Raw genomic sequence first — 17,428 nt, 5'->3', positions numbered from 1 at the left:
CACACCCCCTTAAGCTGCTGTAATCACAGTCTCTTTTTCCAACTGTTATTACTATTTTATTATCATCTATTATCAATTAAAACTCACCCCTATACATTCACAATCCTCAATATTTTCCATAAAAGGATTGCTGTCTTTACTGCCTGTAATCTCTATATTTTTTAATATAAGCTTTTTTATATTCTTTGCAAATATTCCCCTTTTACACATAGCAGGGAAATTGTCCATCATTATCGGAACAACAGGCTTGATATTCTTATTCTTATCAAAATTTAATGTAATATTTTCAAGCGCAATTTCTTCAACAGGCATCTCAGGTAGTCCGTATAAACATGCAAATATGTTTTTTACATTCTCACATCTGATATCTCTTGCCGCTATTTTCCCGATTTTCGGAGTCTTTTCATTGACTTCCATCTTATCCTGATTTTGTACATAATCGGAATGTCCGTCAGGATCACAGAAATAAACCATATTTGCGGTAAAAGGCATGCATACATCTTTCATAAGAATATTCTCAAAACAAATATTATCAAGGACAGATTTCTCTCCTCTTCCTCTTCTGGTCTTTATTCTAAGCCCTCTGTCCGTCCCTTCAAATATACATTTTCCACACTTACATCATATACTCCTGCTGCAACTTCGGAACCTATAGTCACACTTCCGTGACCTTTTCTGAATATGGAGTTTCTGATAACTATATTCTTTGCAGGCTTATAATGCCTTAGTGCCATATAATATTTGCCGCTCTTTATTGCAATACAATCATCTCCCACAGAAATATCCGCACCAAGTATAAGGACATTTTCACAACTTTCAGGATCAAGTCCGTCAGTATTAGGTGAATTATCCGGATTCATAATTGTATTGTTTAAAAACAAAAGATTGTCACTGTAATAAGGATGCAATGTCCATGAAGGTGAATTCATTATACAAAGTCCCTGCATGGCTATGTTTTTACAATTATGTAAAAATACCGTATTCGGTCTCCATGCTATATTTTTCTTCTTTGCATCCTTCCACCAGTCAAGCATACCTGCATTTCCGTCCAGTATACCCTCACCATATATCAGTACATTCTCCACACTTAATCCTGTAATAAGTGCGGCAAAACAGTCAAGAGGATTACCTTCCCATGATCCGATATTGTACTCGTTCTTCTCGTCACTTGATTCTATCATACCCGGCAGAATCGGATACTTTTTTCTGTCCTTTTCACCGATAAGTACAGCATCCTTATCTATCCACAGATCTATATTGCTCTTTAAAAATACCGGAGTACATAAATATCTTCCCTTGGGAATATAAACCGTGCCATCTTTCGGACAGGCATTTACTGCAGCCTGTATACATACCGAATCTATCTTTACTCCGTCACCTGCAGCTCCGAAATCTTTTACATTTAAAAGCACATATTCATATTCCGTATGAAAGCTTTTTATATCGGAAATCTTATTCTCACAATTGATATATATATTATAATCACTGTTAGGAAGAAGATTAAAAATTGATATAACATTTTTATTTGTTGATATTTTCTTTTCACCGTTTATAAAAACATCATATATCTTTTCATTTTCATAAGGAGTATCAGAACAGACTTCAATTGTTACACTCCTCTTAAACACCTTTACAATTTCAAGGTCAATCATATGTCATACCCAACCTTATTATTTCCGTATATGCCATAAGAAGCGGTGCCACACCCTTGGCTTCATTTTTTACTACCGGTTCCGAGTAATAATACTCTGCACTTCCATCCAAAATAAATGAGCATCTGCAAAGTATGCTTACCGAGGATAAACTTGATGATGAACACAGCTCAAAAACTCTCAGACTTTTATTAAAAGAATTATTCCTGTACTGTATCAGACTATGCTCATTCAACAGATATACACCGGCTATTATAAATACCACTGACGAACATATGCTGACATTGGCAAAGTATATCACAGACAATTATGATAAGCCTCTTACCTTGACAGATGTGGCGGATATGGCAGGGCTTAGCTATACCTATCTCAGCAAAAAATTTAAAATCACAACAGGAATGAGATTTAAGGAATATCTGAACTATGTAAGATTAAAGCAGGCGGCTACCAAACTTGCCGCTACAAAGCTTACAATAACCGATATAGCAATGAGCTGCGGTTTCAATGACAGCAATTACTTTAAGGATGCATTTAAAAAAACTTACGGACTCTCTCCAAGATGCTATAGAAAATCAAGTGATGCACAGATTGATGAATAAATATTCATACTTTTGCAATGGCAGAGAGCTGTTGGTATTACACTCCAACTATTTTTTATAATATTGCTTGTAAAAAAGAGTAAAACCTTAACCGTCGGTTTTACTCTCTTTTATACTAAATCTTATTTATATTGATAAACTTTCTCACCGTTCTTTTCGACAAATATCTCAAAAGCACAGTCTGCAAGATCGGCTTTAAGTACCGCTCTTTCCTCATTATTCTTCCACTCCATAAATATTTTACTTTCATTACATTTCATGGTAAACTCACTGTCATTTGAAAATACAGTAAATGTAGAACGAAGTCTTAATAACTCAAGCTGTTTTTGTACGATTTCTTTTTGTAAGCCGTCTTCCATATCTTTTAAAGTCAGATTTGTACGGTTGATCTCCTTATGTCCTCCGGCTCCCGCCCTTTTTACAGCTTCATGGTCGTTCTTTCCTGCAAATAAATCCAGATACCACACCTGAGGCTTACCCGGCATAAAGATTTGAACGGCTCTTGCAAGAAGCATTCTTCTATCATCTTCTCCAAGCGCACTGTAATAAGTCGCATTGACCTGATAGTATACATTCTTTTGACCATGCAAATCCTTTACGTATCCGCCTCGCTTTACCACAGTATCTATTACAGACTGAATCCTTTCTTCACTTATAAGACCTTTCAGATCAAGTAAAGGTATTCCGTCATGGCATCCAAGCATATTTACGACCTGTATCTTCTTTTCTACAAGCTCATTTGCCCATCTTTTTAAAACCTCGCCTGATTGCCGTTCAAAGGCATCTATTATAAGCCCAGGGAGAAAGAAATCATAAGTCATATAGCCTTTATCTGCTATCTTCTCATAGATTTTTTCTTCATAGCTTGCATGGATTTCAGGCAACAATCTTACATTGTACTTATCCGCCAGCTCTCTCACCTTTGCAAGTACATCCCAAGTGGCAGGCTCATTTAAGAAGTTTTTCTCACCGACTCCCTTTGGAGCATAGGCAAATGCGTCAAGCCTTACAATCTTGGCCCCGTAATCTGCCAAAGTCTTTAAAGTATCGTCATAAAACTCCCAAACAAGAGGCGACTTGATATTAAGATCCATCTGTCCGAGATATTTTCTTTCAGACTCCAATTTCTCACAAAGCTCTTTCTTTTGATTATCACTTAGCTTGTCTGTATAGATATTTGACTCTTCCAAAATCTTTGCGGGAGATTTACCCTCACTAAGACCTGTATTTAAAAGATTTGCAATGCCGTCTGCAATACCGTACTGTACACCTGTGATATTTCTGATATCCACAGCATCCAAAACCGGGTATCTTACTTCCTGATAAAAGGTATTCCAGTAAGGAACTTCCTTTCCGTCCGGGAAGCGAACCATAAGTATCGGCAATCCCGGTTTTCTAAAGAACATATCCTTTATATACTCTTTATCAGGCTGTATATAGCCTTCCTCGGTCATTTCACCGCATCCTTCCCAAAACTTGTTCCAATCAATGAAAAAATCTCTGTACTTTGACTTTTCACCGTTTTTTATAATATCCTGAAACTGCTTGGAGAGTACTGATGCATGGTTTAAAATAAAATCAAGCTTTAAATCAATTCCAAGTTCCTCAATTTTTTCCAAATCCTCTCTTTTTGCAAAAAGTTCATTCAAAGAATAATCAATTACTGAAAATCCTCTGTCCAAATCTGTATTAAAAATACTTGGAAGAATGTAAAACGAAGAAAAAACATCCTTTAATTCTTTTTTACCGAGGAAATTTACAATATCACCAAGACTTCCGCCAAGGCTGTCAGGGTATGCATTCAACATAGGTCCGTTATCATTTCTTTTCACATTATTCACCTACATTCCTATATATTTACAGTATTCTTCGTAACTTAATCTGTCACCATTTGGAACAATAATTATCTTTGCCTTATGTGCCTGATTTATTAGTGTTTCCTGCTCTATATCAAGTACCATTGTCGTAAACGGACTGTCTATTCCACAGTCACGGTTTCTTAAGAGCCTGTATTTTAAAGTTTCCTTTGGAGTACTGTGTATAAGTATCGGAATATCAACACCTTTAAAGTAATCACTGTTTCCATGTGTCCATTCAATTAAAAGAACTCCCACATTTTTAAAATTCACCTCATCATACCATATCTGTGTGCTGCTTCTTCCCATCCTCTTTAACCATATTTTGTCGGCACCTGCTTTAAACCTGTTTATAACATCTTCAACTTCCTTAAATGCAAGCTCATTTTCTGTTCCAAGATATCCCTTAAGTGCCTTATATCCGCCATTTATATAGGATTTATACCAAGAGTATTTTTTTATATTTTCAGAATCTGCATCTTCTCCCTCTTCCTGCAATTTGTGAATTATATCAAAACGATCTTTGGTGTACTCGCCACTCTCTACCAGTTCTTTTAATCCACCTTCTCTAAACAGGTGTAAACGTTCAGCATCATTGTACTCAGGAATTCTGCGCGGATAATTATCTCCGCCCAATATATAGCTTCCTATCCCTATATCATTTAGATAATATGACAGTACTGCGGCTATTCCTGATTTTCCTACACCTGAACATCCTGATACGGATACGACTACCTTTCCGTTACCGTTTTCATTCTTAACTTTTTCAATCTCCTCAAGCAGAACAGGAAAAATTTTGTTTGCTCTGTCAATATGATACTCGGTTATTACAACCTTACTTCCCGGTACATCAGCCTGCTCAATCTCCTTAGGGAGTATGGGCGGCTTCCAATTTTTAAACTCTTGCATACATTCACCTCATATACTAAACCATGTTATTAAGGACTGTACAAATATCCAAAAAAACACTCCATATGAAAACTGTTTCATATGGAGTGTATCATAATATTGTTTGTTTTTCTATGTATTTTTAGACTTAAGCTTATCTTGCAGGATATTCTGATTTAAAGTTTTGAAGCCAACTTAAATACTTTGCCACATCAGCCTTATTCTCAGGATCTTCATCAAATGCCTTTGTCTCTACATTTACTCTTTCCTTATCATCATCCGACAAGGCTCTCTGTGCAAATGTATAAACCACCTCATCTTCTTTTCCGATATGTCTGTTTAAAAGTGTGGCATACCCTGAAGCATTTGTGATTATATCAAGCTTATTAAGTGTTGACGGATCCTTTTCATATCTGTCTATTGCTTCTAAAAGTTCATTCATATGAAGTCTGCCAAGGTCATGCTCCACAAGCATACCGTTTCTTATAAGCTTATCTGCCACAGGTCCTAATTTTTCAAGCATTATCTTAAAGAGGATTTTTTCCTCCTTGCCATGGTGAAGATGGTCTGCATAATTCTTACCAAAAGATACACATGCCTTTACAAGATCTATGTCTACATCTTCCCCCTCTATTATAGAACAGCACATAGACTTCATACTTTTACAAAACTCTACTATATTTTTATGTTCTTCCACTAAAATATCTATTCCGTACATATCACTCCTTAACTAACTTATACAAGCCGTTACCCAGGTTGTAGTATGCCAAATCACTGTTTTCAAACACGCCTTCTATCATAGCATTTCTTATCTCATAAAACAGTGATACATCTGCACCTACTTCATCCCAGTACTGCTTATGAATATCAACAGTTTCCTGCCACATAATCTCATCACTGTCTTCATTCACAATCATATTTACACCGTCACATGGCATTCCGCTGACAAAAGTATTCTCATAGTACTCAAATCCTTCTGTCGGTGCAGCATTTGATTCTACCGCATTCTTTACACCGAATGCTCTTGCACAGTCACAGATGACTCCTATAGCATCAGGATTGTCCTTTGTAAGAGTCTTTGTCACATAAGCAAGTCTTCTCTCCACTATAGCTATCTTATCCTGTAACCAACCATGAATATTGGTAGGGTCTATGATATTCCCAAGGTCACCTTCAGGAAGCGAGCCGAATTTCTCGTCTATATCCTCAAGTAAAGCTACATTAAGCTCCTTTTCCTTTGCCGCAGCTATAACGGCATTTATCAAATCGTTTTGTATTTTAATTTTTCTAAACAGCCAATGGTGTATCGGGCCTAAAATTGCACTCATTTCTTTCTTCCTCTTCTTTATCTCTCAAGTGGGAAAACCACTGTCAGCTGCATCTTAAAGCCCTCTATTGCATGTACTGAATGCGGCTTTCTTGCAGGCATCACAAGGCTTTCACCTGTATTAAGGATATATTCCTTTCCGTCTACTATAAACTTTCCTTTTCCATCAATTACTGTCACCAAAGCATCTCCGTCAGACTCATGAGTGGATATCTCCTCACCCTTTGAAAATGCAAAAACTGTAATGCTCACATAGTCATTTTGTGCCAATGTCTTTGAAACTACTTGACCGTCACTTGCTTCAACTAAGTCAGCCAATTTTAAAACTTCTTCATGATTTATATTCTTTAAAAACTTATCCATATAGTCCTCCTTTATGGTTAAAGCTAATTTCCCACTGCTTCTGTAGTATAACCCTTTTATATATATTTTTCTGTAACATATGTTAATTATATAAATTTATTTTATACAATACATTCTGACCTATGATAACAAAAAACCTGCCTTGAATTACCAAAACAGGTTTTACCGGGCTTTATTTAAAACTCTTTTCCTCCATTGACAGATATATCTTTATCAAAATTCTTATCAATAGCAGATATAGCCGCCTCAAGTCCTCTTTTTATATCATCAAGTGCCATATATGGAGCTACGGGTGTTCTTCTGGCTACCTGTTCCGGTATAAAAGGCACATGTGTAAATCCTCCTTTGATATGAGGATACTTCTTTGTAAGTGTATATAGCACTCCATACATCAGATGATTGCATACAAACGTTCCTGCCGAATTTGAAACTGCTGCCGGAAGATTGGCATCTCTTATCGCCTCTACCATCGCCTTTATAGGCAATGTGGTAAAGTATGCATTTTCACCGTCTTCAAATATCTTCTTATCTATAGGTTGATTCCCCTCATTATCAGCTATTCTGGCATCATCTATATTTATAGCTACTCTTTCAGGTGTTATCTCATATCTTCCGCCTGCCTGTCCTATACAAAGTACCACATCCGGCTGTGTACTTTCAATAGCTTTTGCTACCGCCTCTATAGACTTTCCAAAAACTGTCGGTACTTCAAGCTTTATAATATCAAATCTTCCAATCTTCTCTGATACCAGTTTCACCGCCTCAAGTGCAGGATTAACTGCATCACCGCCAAAAGGGTCAAAGGCTGTCAATAATAATCTCATAACTGTCCTTTCTATCTGAATGCACATATATACATCAAAATAATATGCGCTATAAGCATTGCTATTGCATAAGGCAATTGCATCTTTATTATACCATACTTATTCTTCGTCTCAAGCAGTGCCGCCGGCATAATATTAAAATTTGCCGCCATAGGTGTCATCAATGTACCGCAATAACCTGCTGTAAGACCCATAGCACCCACTACCAAAGGATTTGCACCCTGATTGATAAGGAAAGGAATACCTATACCTACTGTGATAACTGAAAACGCTGCAAAGCCGTTTCCCATAATAGCTGTAAAAAGTGCCATAGCAAGACAGTATACTATAACTGCAATAAGTCTGTTGTTATGCGGTATTACCATCTCAATACCCTTTGCAATAACATCCCCTACACCGGCAGCTGTAAACAATGCACCCAAAGCCGCCAAAACCTGTGGCAAAAGTCCGACAGGACCTATATTGTCCATAAGTCTTGTTCCGTCTTTTATAGCATACTCTTTCTTAGAACCTGTTACTGCAAATACAACTATCAATGCAATTATCGCCGAAAGTCCCACAGCATTGTTTGCTCCAAGCTTTTTCCAAACTGTAGCGATAATCCATGCACTGAGTGCAAGTACTAAAGGTGCGATAAAAATCTTATTTCCAAGCCTGTTTGCATTAGCTCTTGTCTCCTCAGCCGTAGGCACATCACTGGCACTCTGTCCTACTTTGCCGACAGCTGTAAGCAATGCCATAAGTACTACACAAAGTCCTGTTATAAACTTGGGTACATATGGACCGGCTATAAATGTAAATGCAACAATAAACCAAAATAATGCACTTGTCTTACTGTTTGTAAACTGCTTATCCGCAAGTGCTTTTAAACCTACAAGAATGAAAACTATACCTATAATTATAAAGAAAATCTCTGCAACAACCTTTGACATACCCCAAGTTGCAATCTCAGAAAGTTTTAATACACTATCCATTATTTACCTCCCAATGCTTTTTCAAGTTTTCTATCATATACAAGGAAATATATAATTCCGATTATTACAGAAACTACAGCAATAGGAATAGACCACATAGCCACTCCAAGAACATCTACATTTATGCTCTGCTCTGTAAGTGTACTTACAATCAGAAGTGTTCCGGATGCACCAAGAAAACAGTTCTGCCCAAAGAAGTTTCCGAAATTTTCCACTCCGGCACAAAGACCCTTTATATCATCCTCCGTATCCTCATTAAGTTCCCCATACTTTGCTACTGCCGCACCTCTTGACATCGGATGAATGAGAGGTCTGATAAATTGTATATGTCCGCCGATACGAAGAGAAGTGGCAGCGGCAAATACACGGATTGCAAGATATAGTGATAAAATCCTTCCTGTAGTTGCATTTACAATCTTTTTTATCAAGTCTACCGCCTTATCCTTAAGTCCGTATCTCTCACAAATACCTATTGCAGGCAGTGCAAGTACAAAAAGTGTGGATACTCTTTGTGAAATAAATGCATTTCCAAGTACCGTAAGAATGTCTAAAGGTGACATTCCCGCTACAAAACCTGTTATAATACCTGCTACCACTACTGTGGCTATGGTGTCCAGCTTCAAAGCAAGACCTACTATTACCACCAGCACACCAATGAGTTTTAAAATTTCCATATGCTTCTCACTTTCTATTATTTTTTGGAAAATATCAAAATTATTTTAATCTTATAAGACAAGTAAAAAATAAAAATGATATACTCCCATCACAAACAAAACTATATATTTTATGGATAAATATATGGCTCTTTATGTATATAATAGAATATTTGCTGTTAAAATGCAATATTTAATTACAATTTGCTTACGATAATAGTATAAATATTTTTAATATTTATATAATAAACTCTCCATTCTCTATTATTAAATCATTGTCCGCATATATATCAGGATTATAAGTAACTATATCAAAATGCCCCTTTGCTTCATGTTTGCCGCCAAGTGCTATATTTCTGCCGAAACCTATATGAAATGTACCATAGGTAGACTCATCTTCAATATAGCAAATACCTTCGCATTTTGACTTGGTATTAAGACCGATTCCAAGTTCCGCCGCACAATAAATCTCTCTGTCACTGAAACTTTCCATATATTTTTTTAATCTGACGGCATCCTCTCCACCGTTTATCTCTACAAGATAGCCTGCTTCAAATATCAGCTCTATCGGTTCATTTATCTTTCCAAGATAGCCAAGTGAACCGTCAGCTATAACTCTGCCTTCTGTCACTGTCTCTACAATAGGTACATATACCTCAAAACTTGAAGATGCCACCTTTCTCTTCATTGTACAACTTCCTGCAAATATACCTGCTTTTCTATTTTTTACAGAGAAAACAACATTTGTGCCATTTTTTGTTTTTACCAAAACTTTATCGGCATCTGTTATCCTTTGTGCCACAGGTTTGCCCGTTTTCTTTGCCGTCTTTGGACTCATTCTTATAAACTCTCTTTCAAATATGGAACTCCCGTCATTTGTATGCATTGGAAATGACAAAAACCTTGACCCTTTTTTTAATGCAAAATCCACCGCCTCTGTTGTAACAAATGAATAATGTGTCGCTCCCACTATTACATCGGAGTAGTACATAGTATTTTTCATCTTCTCTATCACTTCTCCCGACTGCACTCCGTCCATAGAAAGTATACTTATCTTCGGAACCGCGCCACATTCAAAAGCTGCCGACTCAAAAATATCGGCCTCTTCTACATGATATTCATCAGTTATAAAGTGCAGCACTTCACTTTCTTTTGCCTCTATCCAATTTTGTATAATACACCTTGCACCTGCTAAGGCTTTTTCTCGTTCTTTTATCATCATATATTCCAATCTACAGATTTTTATTGGTTATAGTATGCTACCCTAACTCTATAATATCAAGTATAATATATTTTTTATTTTTTAATAAATACTTATACTGTTTTATATTTATTATAATTACTTTTATGTTAATATTGTGGTAACTGATTGTACTTGATTATTTGGGAGGATAAGTATATGAAAAGTAAATCAATTTTTTTCAGTGGCGGTATGGGTCTGTTTTTGTTTTCTCTTAGTATCTTCGCATCACTTGCCGGCTGTTCAAGTGCCGGTAGAACTTATGAAGCTACCAAATCCGCTTTTGACAGTAATGATGCAGGCAAGATGGTTGAATATTATTCCCCTAATGTCGGCTATAATACAGAGGAATACAATATTATCAATGAAAGCGGTTTTCAGTCCGTTTCAACCTCTCCTCTGTCCACATTTGCAGCTGATGTAGACACTGCATCTTATGCAAATATCAGACGCTTTATAACAGACGGAGAGTTGCCGCCTGCCGATGCTGTGCGAATAGAGGAAATGTTGAACTATTTTTACTATGATTACCCACAGCCAAAGGATGATGAGCCGTTCTCAGTGACCACAGAAATATCATCCTGTCCATGGAATCCTGATACCAAGCTTATGCAAATAGGTTTGCAGGCAAAAAACACCGATACAACCACTAAGCCGTCTAATCTGGTATTTTTAATTGATGTATCAGCTTCTATGGATGAACCGGATAAATTACCTCTGGTTAAGAATGCTTTTTTACTTCTATGTGATGAGCTGAAAGAAAATGATACAATATCCATAGTTACATATGCCGGTACAGACAGTGTAGTATTGGAAGGTGCAAAAGGCTCTGATAAAAAATCTATAATGTCCGCTATAGAAGACTTGACGGCAGGAGGTTCTACTGCCGGCTCAGACGGTATAAAGACCGCCTACAAAATAGCCGAAAAATATTTTAAAACTGAAGGTAATAACAGAGTTGTACTGGCTACAGACGGAGACTTAAATGTAGGTATAACAAGTGAAGGAGAACTTATAAAACTTATAAAAAAGGAAAAGGAAAGTAATATTTTTCTCTCTGTTTTGGGCTTCGGTACTGATAATATAAAGGACAATAAGATGCAATCTCTTGCAGACAACGGTGACGGAAATTATTCATATATCGATTCAAGATTTGAGGCTAAAAAGGTATTATCAGATGAGCTTGGAGCCAATTTCTTTACAGTGGCAAAGGATGTTAAACTACAGCTTGAGTTCAATCCGAAGTTTATAAAAGGATATAGGCTTATCGGCTATGAAAACCGTGTCATGGATGATCAAGATTTCAATGACGATACTAAAGACGGCGGTGAAATAGGTTCAGGTCACAGAGTTACCGTACTCTATGAAATAGCGGATAAAGACTCTCCTATGAATATCGGGGGTGATTTAAAGTATCAAAGCACTAATGAAACCGATTCGGATGAGTTTTTAAATATAGCTGTAAGATATAAAAATCCTGATTCGGAAAAAAGTATGGAACTGAATTATCCCGTTAAGGCAGATTCTATAAAACCGGAAATGTCTGAAAATATGAAATTTGCTTCTGCCATCGCAGAAACCGGAATGTTACTTCGTGATTCAGAGTACAAGGGAAGTTCAAGCTATGAAAGTGTACTGTCATTACTCGATTCCATATCTGATATCAAATCTGATGAAAGCAAGGCTGAGTTTGTAGAGCTTGTAAAAAAGATGGCTGATATGCCGAAGTCAGATAAATAATTATATGGCAAGCAGAATATATGCATCTTCTGCTTGCTTTTTATTTTAAAAATCAAATTTTAAAATACCGGTTTGATTTCCGGCATTTTAACCTCAGTATTATTTTATATATTCAACTTTGTAAGTAAAAATTTCTCCTCATAGCTGTCAAGTGAATCGCCTTTTATCATCTTTGTTACTATATCCATCGTTTTCTCATCTTTCATAACTGTGCTTGGAGGATAGACATACTTGATATCTCTGACAGTCTTTAATGCACAGTCTATTATTGCCTCATCAATATCTGAGTCCTCAAATCTCCTGTCACATATCCATCCTATTGCCAAAATACAGCTTGTAAGTGCCTCTTCACTCAGCTTTCCCGCTATTATGATATTGCACATCTGCTTTACTATCTTGCCTCTTGCACTGCTTGACAGTATCTCAGTACTTGACTCGGACTTTCTAAGCGATATTCCTATAGCATAGGCACTGAATTGAATATTGTTGCCCATACCCTTTAAGCTTTTCTTGACATCAGCCTCAAACTCATCCTGAATCCATTGCAGATCCGACCTTGTCTTTGCATGAGTATAAAGACAAGCCTGCACATATCTGAAGTTACTATGCAAAACGGATAATTTACTAAGTTGATCCATACTGCCACACATACTTAAAGTATATATGGCTTGAATATTTGTAGAAATCTTAGGTCCTCCTGTAATGGAAAAACCGCTGATCTCCGCACTTATTTGACTCATACAAAGCTTTGAAAGCTTTCTTCTTTCATCATCACTCCATGACAGACCAATCTTTCTTGCAATGATAAACAATCTCTTTCTCGCCTCTTCAAGTGTGACGTTTTTTAGTGCATCAAGTATAACCTCTGCAAATTCTTCCTTATTGGCCGCATTACAAATACTCATACCGCAGGTGAAAATCCTCTTTGACAGATTGCTTTTTTCTAATTTATTTCTACATTTTTCATAGTTTTGACATAGTTGCAGCATATTGTTGATTTCCTCCTTCGGCTGCAATATACTGCCGTTCGGTGCCATAATCTTTGATCTGACTCCTGATTGTTCACTGCTGTCAATAGTTATCTCAGTGTAGCCCTCCTCAAGCTTTGATTTACCTGCAAGGTCTTTGCTGGTCCATGCTTTCATACTTATGACCTTATTCTTACCCATATGTATCTTAAATGCCACATATGCACCGTTATAATACTTTTGATTAAAAGTGATATTGCCGTTTGCAATAGTTCTATATGTCCCGTCTAAATTTTTGCTCTTTATAGGTATTGCAATCAATCTTTGACCCGGCTCCACCCTAAAGCCGTTCATAGTATTTGAAAGATATGGAAGCTTGGCACCTGTCGGAATAATCTCATGAACCGCACCGTTTTTTACTCCAAGATACAGGCAGTCATTTAAGATGTTGTCACCCCACTCTATAGCTACCTGAGGCACAGTTCTTATTGTATTATCTCTGTTTTGTACAGATGATACTGCGTTTACCTCATTTCCAAGCATCCTCATATCATCCTGCATCTCATCATACTTATTCAAATAATAATGATATACGGCTGCCCCCCTTGCTACCGCCTGATCCGGATCAAGTGCAACAATAGGTTCAAACCCGAAAAATTCCTTCAATCTGTCTGTGACCATATAGAATTTAGACATTCCACCGTTTACAATTACCGCATCTACCGATATATCGCTGACTTCAAGCTTTTCTGAAGCCTTTTTCAGAACATCAAGTATCGGATAAATGATATTCTTTGTATTCTTTATACTGTCAATTATTTTATAATCTTCATATCTGATATCCGTTCCCATAAATACCGACAATATATCTTCCACTTCTTTTTGTGTAAATGTATCATCATAGGAGTAGCCTATGCCACCCATATTTCCACCTGTTGAAATCTCTATATCTTCATCAGGATCATCCCATCCGGAATCATAATCATCACCACATCTTTCATTTAACTCAAGCTTTAAGTGTTCCGCATATACCAAAAGCTGTGGCATTATAACCTTTATTTCTTTCTTTAATTTACTTACAACATCAGGGTGACTGCCATATTGTTTCAGATATCTTTCATACATTGCCTTTGCAATCACCTCATCAAAATCATCACCACCAAGAAGAGTATATCTGTTGGTGGCTATCTCATCTACTTTTAATATATCTTTATTATCTTCTCTCCTTTTTATCTCATGCATAGTGATATCAAGTGTACCGCCACCCAGATCAAATACCAATACTCTCTTTTTTTCACTAAGATCCAGGATATGATTTGAAATTTCACCGTTGTGAACCTGATTTATCAAATCATAAATCACCGCATTCGGCTCTGACAACAGTACCGCTCTCTCAGTACCGTCATCATTTTTCACCTTTATACCTGCAAGTTCCGCCGCATCTCTTGTAGCCTTACACATAGCGGAATCAAAGTTTGCAGGCACTGTAATCACCGCATCCTTGATATCACATCTATAGATCTTGGACGCCTCTCTTAGTAAATGCTTTAAAATCCTTGCTGAAATCTCTGCCGGAGTCTTATCCGGAATATCCGGCGAAAGTCCTTCCGCCGGTGACCTGCCCATCTGACTTTTTATAGACTTTGCCACCAGATGCGGGCGCAAAGAATATTGCATCTTTGCAAAATCTCCCACAAGCGGCTCATAGTTTTTCTCCTGTCTGTAGTAGACACATGACGGAAGTGTAGGCTTCTTCATAGTAGTAAGCTTAGCTTCACCTGAAACCGCATTGTACATATCCACCGCCCTTGAAATCTCTACCACCTTACTTACAATATCACCGTTAGGCTTCTCATTGATAGTAGCAAGTACGGAATTGGTGGTACCCAGATCAATTCCAACACATAAATCATTCATGACCTCACCTCCTTTACCTTAGGTCTTGAAATCTGTAAATCCTTGTCCTTATATATCCATCCGGGAGATATGACCTTCACTCTCTTGGTTTTATCACTGTCAAACGGCGAACCCTCATAGTTGCAAAATTCAATATCTGTAGCACTGACTTCCCTGATGGAATCTATTTTCATCATAGGTTCTATATGACTGTCACGGACAAACTGTACCAGTTTCTTCACCATGATCAGAAGCCCGTTTATCTCTATCGGCAGCTCATAATTACTCTTTCTGAGAGCATCCACTCCCTTTCTTACCACCAAAAGCTCATCCAATATACAACCATACTTTTCCGAGTTGAGCATAGCAAAAAAATCTGCAAGTTCCTTTATCTTACCTGCCTCAAGCTGCTCTTCAAACTCGTCCTGTAAATCCTGAAGCATAGTATTGGTTCTCTCAAGAGTACCCTCAAGCTGCTCCACTCTTCTGATAGCCTGTTCATATGAGAGCTTATTCTTTTTTTCACTTTGTTCCGGCTTATTCTCATCATCATCCTGATTAAAAAAGTATACATCACGAACGGCATCCACCATATCATAAAAAAAATACTTTGCAACTGTATTGCCAAGTAAATACAGGCTGTTTCTGTCATCAAAAATATCAATCTCCGGATATCTTTCATATATCATTATTGCTGCAATTCTATCCTGTGAATCATGCTTTTTCCCGCTCTTTAGTGCAGGCTCTTTCCTAAGACTCTCCAGTTTTTCAAATTTCTCCTTCTTTCCAAGCATTGCCCCTTTAAAAAGTCTTGCAACATTGTCCGCCCATTTGAAAAGCTCTTTTCTCTCATTCGGATTTGCCATCTTTCTGCTTCTGAAAATCTGTATTACTTCATCACTTGTCATATCATAGCCATATTCACTGTTCATAAGTCCCGCCACCTTTGCAGGTCCTAAGTCAAAATCACTGCATATAATAGAAAAAATTCTGCTCTCAGTAATAATTTCCTCGCTTGACTTGCCTCCCCTTTTGGATTTTCTGACCATTGCCTCATGTATGTTTTGCACAACTTCGTTAATTTTCGGCTCATTTATATTTAACATATTCCCTCCATTATTAAAGCCTGTAAACCTCTTCCTCATCCGCAAATGTAAACTGTGTCCTACAATCTACATCCTTCATCATTTCCTGCTCTATAGTATCGTCAAACACAGAGTTTTCCTTACCGCAATGTACCACTATAGCCTGTCTAGGATTGATTTTCTTCAAAAACTGCTTCATTTCATTAAAATCTTCATGCAATGAAAAATCAACTTTAATACTTCTATACTTACCTATCCACTTTGTATTTTTGTCAGATGTAAGATAAATATGCGGCATCAGCGGCTTTTCATCACCCATAACTCTGTTGTACTTGTTCAAAACAGGTACTGAGAGTTTTTCCATCTTTATCACCATATTCATTATGGACTGATCTATATATATCGGTATACCGCTTTTGTTCCAATCATTCAGCTTCTTAATAAATTCTATCCCCTTACTCAACTGAGGTATCTGGCACATAAGCGACTGATGACCGCCTCCCACATAGTGAAGTACAAACCCTGCCTGCTTATACATAGCATCCGCCTTCTTGATATAGTCAGGATGCTTTGCATGAAGTCCGCATATAATGACTGTGTCTATTTTAATATCCTTCGGTATCATACATCCCTGTGTAAGTGCGGTATGATTAAGTGAGTAATCTCCTGTATATAGTATCCTTTTCTTACCTGTCTCAAAAAGTATCATCATTGCACCCGGAATATGCCCTGCCGGATAAAATGTAGCCTTATACCTGCCGAAGTCAATTGTCTGCATAAAGCTTACTGTCGCTATTTGTTCCAACAGACTTCTGGCAGCCAATCTTATATTCTCATCCTGCTCTTTCCCGATAAACAGCCTGTCATATAGTTGATATTCCGACAACACTCTGGTAATCTCTGTCATATATACATTTGCATGAACCGTCTCCTTCATAAGCTTTAACAAATACCCGACATGGTCCATATGTGCATGTGATATAAATATATTGTTGATCTGCGCCATTGATTGTATAAAAGGTGTTCTTATAAGAAAGTGAAAATCCGGTCCAAACTCAAGTCCATCATCTATGCCTATTCCTGCATCCAAAATGATATTGGCATCCCCAACTTTTAAGTAGTAACAGCTTGCCCCTACTCTCTGTCCTCCGCCAAGAGGTATAAATATTATATCTTGTTGCATCTTCCCCCCTTTAGCAATTTACATATCTTATATAATACTATTTCTGTAAAACTGTATAAAAAACATACATATAGTAACGCCCTATTTTAAATTTTAGATATTAAGACTATAAAAGTCAACCTAAGAATTTTACAAAAAGATTGGAGATTGATTATTTTTGCAGAAAATAAATATAGGTGG

At 37.1% G+C, this 17,428-nt stretch carries 16 protein-coding genes; 2 read left to right on the top strand and 14 right to left on the bottom strand.

Features of this window, described 5'->3' with window-relative positions; genetic code table 11:
- Positions 1–72 precede the first annotated feature (72 nt).
- On the bottom strand, positions 73–507 hold the full coding sequence (locus HMPREF0381_RS15305; protein ID WP_008750695.1) for a hypothetical protein: 435 nt from the start codon (positions 505–507) through the stop codon (positions 73–75).
- A gap of 62 nt (positions 508–569) precedes the next feature.
- Positions 570–1,652 carry a glycoside hydrolase family 28 protein gene (locus HMPREF0381_RS04455; RefSeq protein WP_008750694.1) on the bottom strand — a complete coding sequence of 361 codons (1,083 nt, stop codon included), beginning with the start codon at positions 1,650–1,652 and terminating at the stop codon, positions 570–572.
- Positions 1,653–1,786: 134 nt separating this feature from the next.
- Between HMPREF0381_RS04455 and HMPREF0381_RS04450 the strand changes: the two genes are divergently transcribed.
- On the top strand, positions 1,787–2,251 hold the full coding sequence (locus tag HMPREF0381_RS04450) for a helix-turn-helix transcriptional regulator (RefSeq protein ID WP_008750692.1): 465 nt from the start codon (positions 1,787–1,789) through the stop codon (positions 2,249–2,251).
- A 122-nt stretch (positions 2,252–2,373) separates the two neighbouring features.
- Here HMPREF0381_RS04450 and HMPREF0381_RS04445 read toward each other — a convergent pair whose 3' ends face one another.
- The 9 genes from HMPREF0381_RS04445 to HMPREF0381_RS04405 form a co-directional block, all read right to left on the bottom strand.
- Entirely contained in the window at positions 2,374–4,083 is a 1,710-nt protein-coding gene (locus HMPREF0381_RS04445; RefSeq protein WP_008755251.1) for an alpha-amylase family glycosyl hydrolase, read from the bottom strand.
- Between the two features lie 9 nt (positions 4,084–4,092).
- Positions 4,093–5,016, bottom strand: a complete 924-nt coding sequence (locus HMPREF0381_RS04440; RefSeq protein WP_008750690.1) for a nucleoside/nucleotide kinase family protein — start codon at positions 5,014–5,016, stop codon at positions 4,093–4,095.
- Positions 5,017–5,149: 133 nt separating this feature from the next.
- The gene (locus HMPREF0381_RS04435) at positions 5,150–5,713 is read right to left on the bottom strand and encodes a hemerythrin domain-containing protein (RefSeq protein ID WP_008750689.1); all 564 of its coding nucleotides are present in this window, start codon (positions 5,711–5,713) and stop codon (positions 5,150–5,152) included.
- Between the two features lies 1 nt (position 5,714).
- On the bottom strand, positions 5,715–6,323 hold the full coding sequence (locus HMPREF0381_RS04430) for a hypothetical protein (protein ID WP_008750688.1): 609 nt from the start codon (positions 6,321–6,323) through the stop codon (positions 5,715–5,717).
- Between the two features lie 17 nt (positions 6,324–6,340).
- Positions 6,341–6,685 (bottom strand): cupin domain-containing protein, encoded by a 345-nt coding sequence (locus HMPREF0381_RS04425; protein WP_008750687.1) that lies wholly within the window; start codon positions 6,683–6,685, stop codon positions 6,341–6,343.
- A gap of 176 nt (positions 6,686–6,861) precedes the next feature.
- Positions 6,862–7,509, bottom strand: coding sequence for a pyroglutamyl-peptidase I (gene pcp / locus HMPREF0381_RS04420; protein ID WP_040461142.1), 648 nt, complete (start codon positions 7,507–7,509; stop codon positions 6,862–6,864).
- 11 nt (positions 7,510–7,520) lie between these two features.
- Positions 7,521–8,483: a DUF979 domain-containing protein gene (locus tag HMPREF0381_RS04415; RefSeq protein WP_008750685.1), complete on the bottom strand. Its 963-nt coding sequence runs from the start codon at positions 8,481–8,483 to the stop codon at positions 7,521–7,523.
- Positions 8,483–9,157, bottom strand: a complete 675-nt coding sequence (locus HMPREF0381_RS04410) for a DUF969 domain-containing protein (protein WP_008750684.1) — start codon at positions 9,155–9,157, stop codon at positions 8,483–8,485. The genes HMPREF0381_RS04415 and HMPREF0381_RS04410 overlap by 1 nt, the downstream gene beginning before the upstream one ends.
- A gap of 217 nt (positions 9,158–9,374) precedes the next feature.
- Complete coding sequence (locus tag HMPREF0381_RS04405; protein WP_040461140.1) at positions 9,375–10,355, bottom strand: M29 family metallopeptidase; 981 nt, start codon at positions 10,353–10,355, stop codon at positions 9,375–9,377.
- A gap of 180 nt (positions 10,356–10,535) precedes the next feature.
- Between HMPREF0381_RS04405 and HMPREF0381_RS04400 the strand changes: the two genes are divergently transcribed.
- On the top strand, positions 10,536–12,116 hold the full coding sequence (locus tag HMPREF0381_RS04400; RefSeq protein ID WP_008750682.1) for a vWA domain-containing protein: 1,581 nt from the start codon (positions 10,536–10,538) through the stop codon (positions 12,114–12,116).
- A 104-nt stretch (positions 12,117–12,220) separates the two neighbouring features.
- On the opposite strand, the gene HMPREF0381_RS04395 is transcribed toward HMPREF0381_RS04400, so the two are convergent.
- Genes HMPREF0381_RS04395 through HMPREF0381_RS04385 form a run of 3 tightly spaced genes read right to left on the bottom strand, consistent with a single transcriptional unit; the run spans position 12,221 to position 17,248 of the window.
- Positions 12,221–15,001 (bottom strand): Hsp70 family protein, encoded by a 2,781-nt coding sequence (locus tag HMPREF0381_RS04395; protein WP_008750681.1) that lies wholly within the window; start codon positions 14,999–15,001, stop codon positions 12,221–12,223.
- The gene (locus HMPREF0381_RS04390; RefSeq protein ID WP_040461138.1) at positions 14,998–16,086 is read right to left on the bottom strand and encodes a hypothetical protein; all 1,089 of its coding nucleotides are present in this window, start codon (positions 16,084–16,086) and stop codon (positions 14,998–15,000) included. Before HMPREF0381_RS04390 ends, HMPREF0381_RS04395 begins: the two co-directional genes overlap by 4 nt.
- A 13-nt stretch (positions 16,087–16,099) precedes the next feature.
- Positions 16,100–17,248 (bottom strand): MBL fold metallo-hydrolase, encoded by a 1,149-nt coding sequence (locus HMPREF0381_RS04385; RefSeq protein WP_008750679.1) that lies wholly within the window; start codon positions 17,246–17,248, stop codon positions 16,100–16,102.
- Positions 17,249–17,428: the final 180 nt, after the last annotated feature.

The sequence above is a fragment of the Lachnoanaerobaculum saburreum DSM 3986 genome (genome assembly GCF_000185385.1).
GTDB classification, from domain to species: Bacteria; Bacillota; Clostridia; order Lachnospirales; family Lachnospiraceae; genus Lachnoanaerobaculum; species Lachnoanaerobaculum saburreum.
This window is presented reverse-complemented; position numbering and strand designations above follow the sequence as displayed.